The sequence below is a fragment of the Nitratireductor sp. GCM10026969 genome (assembly GCF_042660605.1).
In the GTDB taxonomy this organism is placed as follows: domain Bacteria; phylum Pseudomonadota; class Alphaproteobacteria; order Rhizobiales; family Rhizobiaceae; genus Chelativorans.
Window position 1 is genome coordinate 1 of record NZ_JBHSUM010000216.1, and the last position, 5,464, is coordinate 5,464.

General features: G+C 67.2%; 6 protein-coding genes. 3 read left to right on the top strand and 3 right to left on the bottom strand.

Annotated features, from left to right (window positions below; all coding sequences use genetic code 11):
* Nucleotides 1-113: 113 nt before the first annotated feature.
* The 3 genes from ACFP9U_RS23535 to ACFP9U_RS23545 all read right to left on the bottom strand — a co-directional run bounded on the left by ACFP9U_RS23535 (nucleotide 114) and on the right by ACFP9U_RS23545 (nucleotide 3,021).
* Entirely contained in the window at nucleotides 114-842 is a 729-nt protein-coding gene (locus ACFP9U_RS23535; RefSeq protein WP_378625189.1) for a DUF2259 domain-containing protein, read from the bottom strand.
* 71 nt (nucleotides 843-913) lie between these two features.
* Nucleotides 914-1,924 (bottom strand): P1 family peptidase, encoded by a 1,011-nt coding sequence (locus ACFP9U_RS23540; RefSeq protein WP_378625183.1) that lies wholly within the window; start codon nucleotides 1,922-1,924, stop codon nucleotides 914-916.
* Nucleotides 1,924-3,021, bottom strand: coding sequence for a branched-chain amino acid ABC transporter substrate-binding protein (locus ACFP9U_RS23545; protein ID WP_378625184.1), 1,098 nt, complete (start codon nucleotides 3,019-3,021; stop codon nucleotides 1,924-1,926). The genes ACFP9U_RS23540 and ACFP9U_RS23545 overlap by 1 nt, the downstream gene beginning before the upstream one ends.
* Before the next feature lie 128 nt (nucleotides 3,022-3,149).
* Between ACFP9U_RS23545 and ACFP9U_RS23550 the strand changes: the two genes are divergently transcribed.
* From ACFP9U_RS23550 to ACFP9U_RS23560, 3 genes are all read left to right on the top strand, one after another.
* Nucleotides 3,150-3,644 carry a flavin reductase gene (locus ACFP9U_RS23550; protein ID WP_322450280.1) on the top strand — a complete coding sequence of 165 codons (495 nt, stop codon included), beginning with the start codon at nucleotides 3,150-3,152 and terminating at the stop codon, nucleotides 3,642-3,644.
* Between the two features lie 21 nt (nucleotides 3,645-3,665).
* The gene (locus tag ACFP9U_RS23555; protein ID WP_378625186.1) at nucleotides 3,666-4,595 is read left to right on the top strand and encodes an AAA family ATPase; all 930 of its coding nucleotides are present in this window, start codon (nucleotides 3,666-3,668) and stop codon (nucleotides 4,593-4,595) included.
* Nucleotides 4,596-4,599: 4 nt separating this feature from the next.
* A partial coding sequence (locus ACFP9U_RS23560; protein WP_378625187.1) for a vWA domain-containing protein occupies nucleotides 4,600-5,464 on the top strand: 865 nt, incomplete at its 3' end.

Sequence of the window (5,464 nt, forward strand, 5' to 3'; positions counted from 1 at the left end):
GAGAAGGGCGCTCGCGCCGGCGGCCGCGCTCCAGAAAAGCGCGCCGAGAAACGCCAGGCGCAAGGGCCGGGTGCGGCCGTTCGCGGCCGCCGGGGAGGTGGATTGGCGCAAGCCTATTGCCGCCCCGTCACGGCAATGAAGCGGTGGTCCGGTCCCTCGAAGCCATACCGGCGAACGGCGATGAGCACGGCGAAGGCGGGCTGCGCCTCCTGCGGATAATAAGTCTGGACGCCGGCAAGCCGGTAGCCGAGCGGGCAGCCGCGGCTTTCGGGCACGCTTTCGTCCTCGTGGACGAGCGTGGTCTCTTCGCCCGCCGAGGTCCCCACGCGCAGCAGGCGAAAGCCGAAGATCCGCTCACCCAGATCCCGGCAGGTTTCGGGGTATTCGACGGCCAGTTCCTCCAAGCGGAATTCGAGCGGGTCGTCGAACGGCGGGAAGATGGGGCGCGGGTTGACAAGCATGCGGTGCGGATCGGTCGAAAGCTCCGTGACCGCATTCCAGCCAGCGGTAAAGCCGGCATTTTCCTTCAAGACATCGTCGGAAACGACGTCCTGGCCCTGGTTTTTGGCCTCCGCGCGTGCGTCCGCAACGGTGGCCTGCTCATCGTCGAGGCGCACGCGCACCGGTGTGCCGGGAAGGAAGGTGTCGGTTGCGGTATCGATGTAGTAGCGGTTGGCATAGGGAAAGCCGGAGCCGTCCTGAACGCCGTACTCCTCGAAGGCGAAGATACCGCCGTCGGGGCTGAAGCCGAGAATGTCCACCTTCGCCGTGTCGCCCGCATGGGCGACGGATAGGACGCACAGGAAGGCGGCGAGGATCGCGGTAAGGCGCGGGATGGACATGGCGAGCTTCCTTCTGTTGCTCATCGGCTTATACCGTGACTCTCCGGGGTGTGCGAACGGCGCAGTCGCGGTCACCCCCGGCGTTGCGACCAGACCGGCACCGGGTCGTCCGCCGCCGCCTCGGCAAGGAACACTCCGCGCGCGACGGCCCGACTCATGACCGCCGCCGCCGCGGCGTGCAATTCGACGATGGAGACCGGATCGGGCTCCACGTCTCTGTGGCCGGTGGCGAGGGCGAAGACCAGATCTCCGTCAAGCGGCGTGTGAGCAGGCCAGATGGCGCGGGCGATCCCGTCATGAGCGGCGATCGCCAGCCGCTTGGCCGCGGCCTTGGTGAGCTTCGCATCGGTGGCGATTACGCCGATCGTCGTATTTGTGCCGGGAGACGGCGCGGTGAATTTGGTCGTGACCTTGCGGGCATCCTCCGGGAGCGGAGAGGGCAGGCCAAGGCCGCCGAACTCCGCGCCGATCTCGAAGGGGGCGGCCCAGAAATGGGCGGTGTCGCCGACGGTGACGGAGCCGACCGCGTTGACCGCCACCAGCGCGCCCACCGTCACACCGTTTTCAAGGATGCAGGAGGCCGAGCCCAGCCCGCCCTTGAGCCCTGCCGTCATGGCGCCGGTTCCGGCGCCATGCGAGCCGAGCGCGAAATCCGCCTGCGCCGTCTCGGTCGCCGTGTAGCCGAGCTCGCGATAGGGCGGGAAGCGCCCCCAATCCTTGTCGCCGCCGTTAGCGAGGTCGAACAGGATAGCCGCCGGCACGATGGGCACGCGGTGGCCCGCGACGGCAAAGCCCCGGCCCATCTCGCGCAGCGCCGCCTGCGCGCCGGAAGCCGCGTCCAGCCCGAAGGCGGAGCCGCCCGACAGGACCACCGCGTCCACCCCTTCGACCAGATTGTGCGGGGCGAGAAGATCGGTCTCGCGCGTGCCGGGCGCGCCGCCGAGCACCTGCACCCCGGCCACCGCAGGCATGTCGCAGACGACTGCGGTTACGCCCGATTTCAACCGTGCGTCGCCGTTGTTGCCCACACGCAGCCCTTCGACGTCGGTGATCAGGTTCCTCGGTCCGGCCTTGAACGCCACTATTCGACCTCCACGAATCTCTCGCCATCATAACGAAAAAGACCGTAAGGGCTGCGTGCCAGGTCGCCCTTTTCGTTAAAGCGCACCACGCCGAGCGCCGTGTCGAACGCGAAGTTTTCCAGAACCTCCATCACGGGCACTTCATCGGCAGCCGCCACCCGCGCCGCCCCGGTGGCAAGCTCGAGCGCCGCATGGCCGGGAATGACATAGCCTTCCGGTTCGATGCCGGCCTCCCGCAGGGCCTCCAGCACCTCGGGTGAGGCGAAGACCTCCCAGCGCGGCAGGCCCACCATCAGAACGCCCTCGGTAAGCGGCACCTCGCCGTCTTCCGCCCGCAGGGCCTCGCCGCCGGCGAGGACCACATCGTAGTCGAGATTCACCGCATCGCGCGCCATGATCGCGATGTCGGCCCGGTCGCCGCCCACGAAGACATGGGTCGCGCCGGCGCGTCTGAGCCGGCCGACGAGGCCGATCTGGTTGTCCATCTGGGGGCGGAATGTGTCGATGAAGACCGGCTGCAGGCCGGCAAGCTCGGCCTCCGCACGAAAATTCTCCGCCAGCTCGCGGCCGTAGATCGTGCCGTCGTCGACGATGGCGAACAGTTCGTCGCGCCAGCGCCGCGTGAGGATCGTCGCCACCGCTTCCCGTTCGGCGTCGTCGCGCGGGCCGAGTCGGTAGACGGGCCAACCGGTACGCTCCTTATGATCGGTCAGACCGCCGGTGCGCACCGGCGTCACCACCGGAATCTTCGCCTCCTTCAAGATCGGCATCGCCGCCTCGACGGCGGTCGTGCAAAGAAAGCCGATGACGATTTCGACACCGGCCTCGACCAGTTGTCGCGCCGCTTCCGCGCCGCCCTCGGGGGTGCACTGGTCATCGGCCTCCACCAGTTGCACGGCCTCGTCGCCCTGCGCTGCCGTGCGTGCGCCCTCGGCCCACTGCGTGCCCAGTTCCGCGAAATCGCCGCTCAAGGGGGCGGCGAGGCCGATGGTGAAATCCTGCGCCCGGGCGGGAACGAGGCCCACAAGCACCAGAACGGGCAGGGCGGCGATGGCGAAGCGCATGCGCAACAGGATCAAAATCCTCAACTGAACCATGGATTTCCGTCCCGGCACTGGTAAATGGTGGCGGCAGCGGGCGCAACACGCTAATGAGGCGCCGCCGGCCGGCCCGCTTGTAACAGAGGGGCCGAAACCTATCTGTAACGGGGCGACAGGAATTGTTTGTGCTGAAGACCAACGACATAGCACCGCAGGACTACCGAGACGCGATGGCCCGCTTTGCCGGTGCTGTGCATGTGGTCACAACGGATGGCAGGGCGGGAAGACGCGGCGTGACGGCCATCGCCGCCTGTTCGGTCTCCGACAACCCGCCGACGGTGCTGGTCTGTCTCAACCGCGAAAACCCGAACAACGATGCTTTCCTCCAGAACGGCGTGTTCGCCCTGAACACGCTCTCCTCGGAGCAGCAGCCGCTCGCCGATGCCTTTTCGGGTCTCACCGGACTGCCGCCGGAGGAGCGTTTCGCGCTCGGCGATTGGGAGATGCTGTCGAGCGGCGCGCCGGTGCTTGTCGGTGCAATCGCCGCCTTCGATTGCCGGGTGATCGACACCAAGGACCTCGCCACCCACCGTATTTATTTTGGCAAGGTGACAGGGCTGCGCGTGGGCGCTAACCTGCCGCCGCTCCTCTACCATGATCGCGGCTACCGCGTTCTATAGCGAGCCTTTTTCGGAGAGTTCATGTCTGCACGCACCCCGCGCAACGCTCCGCAAACCATCGACGAGACGCTCGAGCTTCTGGCCGAAGCGGACTACGTGGCCGACCGATCGTTGGCGACGGTCCTGTTTTTGAGCCTGAAGATGAAGCGGCCGCTGTTCCTGGAAGGAGAGGCCGGCGTCGGCAAGACCGAGATCGCCAAGGTGCTGGCAAGCGCGCTCGGCCGCCGGCTGATCCGGCTGCAATGCTATGAGGGGCTGGATGTCTCCTCGGCGGTCTATGAGTGGAACTATGCAGCCCAGATGATCGAGATCCGCATGGAGGAGGCTGCCGGCGTCGACGACCGCGAGGCGATGGAGCGCAACGTCTTCTCCGAGCGCCATCTTATCCGCCGGCCGGTCATGGAGGCGCTCACCGGCGAGGCGGGGGCCGCGCCGGTGTTCCTGATCGACGAGCTCGACCGCACGGACGAGGCCTTCGAGGCTTTCCTTCTGGAGATCCTGTCCGACTATCAGGTGAGCGTGCCCGAACTCGGCACCATCCGCGCCGCCGAGCCGCCGATCGTCATCATCACCACCAATCGCACCCGCGAAATCCACGACGCGCTTAAAAGGCGCTGCCTCTATCATTGGGTGGACTATCCCGATGCCGAGCGCGAGCTGGAAATCGTGCGCCGCAGGGTGCCCGAGGCCAACCAGCGGCTTTCGCGCGAGGTGGTGAGCTACATTCAGAAGCTGCGCGAGATCGACCTCTTCAAGGTTCCGGGCGTGGCCGAGTCCATCGACTGGGCGAGCGCGCTCACCGAGCTCGACAAGATCGCCCTCGACCCCGAGACCGTCTCCGACACGCTGGGCGTGCTCCTGAAATACCAGGACGACATCGCCCGCCTGCAGGAGGGCGAGGGCGCCAGGATCCTCGAGGAGGTCAAGGCGGAGCTGTCGACGGCGGATTGAGACCATGGCGGATGTGCGAGCGGACGACAATCGTGACAGCGCCGACCCGGAGGGCCGGATCGCCGACAACATCGTCTATTTCGCCCGTACGCTGCGCAAGGCGGGGCTCAGGGTCGGGCCGGGCGCGGTCGCCGACGCGGTGGAGGCCGTCCTGGCGGCTGGCATCGGCACCCGTGAAGATTTTTACTGGACCCTGCATGCCGTCCTCGTGAAGCGCCATGAGGACCACGCCGTCTTCGACGAGGCCTTTCGTCTCTTCTGGCGCTCGCGCGAGCTGATCGAGAAGATGCTGGCCATGCTTTCGCCCGTGGCGCCCGCGCGTGCCGAGAAAGAGCGCCCGCGCGCCGGTGAGACGCGTGCCGGCGAGGCGTTCCTGAATGAAGGTCGCCAGGCTCGGGAGGAGAAGGAGGAGATTGAGATCGATGCGCGCCTGACACTTTCGCGCCAGGAGGTGCTGCGCGACAAGGATTTCGCGCAGATGACGGCGGAGGAACTGGTGGCGGCGCGCCAGGCGATCTCCTCATTGGTCCTGCCGCACGATCTCGTCGTCACGCGCCGCTTCCGGCCCGATACCCGCGGCAGCCGCGTCGACCCGCGCGCCATGATGCGTTTCGGGCTGCGCACCGGCGGCGACCTCGTATTGCCGCGCTACCGCTCGCCCCGCCGGGTGCATCCGCCCCTTGTCGTCCTGTCGGATATCTCCGGTTCGATGAGCCAGTACACGCGCGTCTTTCTCCACTTCCTGCATGCCCTGACGGAAAAGCGCCGCCGCGTGCACAGCTTCGTCTTCGGCACGCGGCTCACCAATCTCACGCGCCAGCTGCGCCACCGCGACCCCGACGAGGCGCTGGCCGAGTGCGCGGGTGCCG

Coding starts and splice junctions, on each gene's coding strand:
- ACFP9U_RS23535 (WP_378625189.1), bottom strand. CDS start 842: ATGTCCATCCCGCGCCTTACCGCGATCCTCGCCGCCTTCCTGTGCGTC.
- ACFP9U_RS23545 (WP_378625184.1), bottom strand. CDS start 3,021: ATGGTTCAGTTGAGGATTTTGATCCTGTTGCGCATGCGCTTCGCCATC.
- ACFP9U_RS23555 (WP_378625186.1), top strand. CDS start 3,666: ATGTCTGCACGCACCCCGCGCAACGCTCCGCAAACCATCGACGAGACG.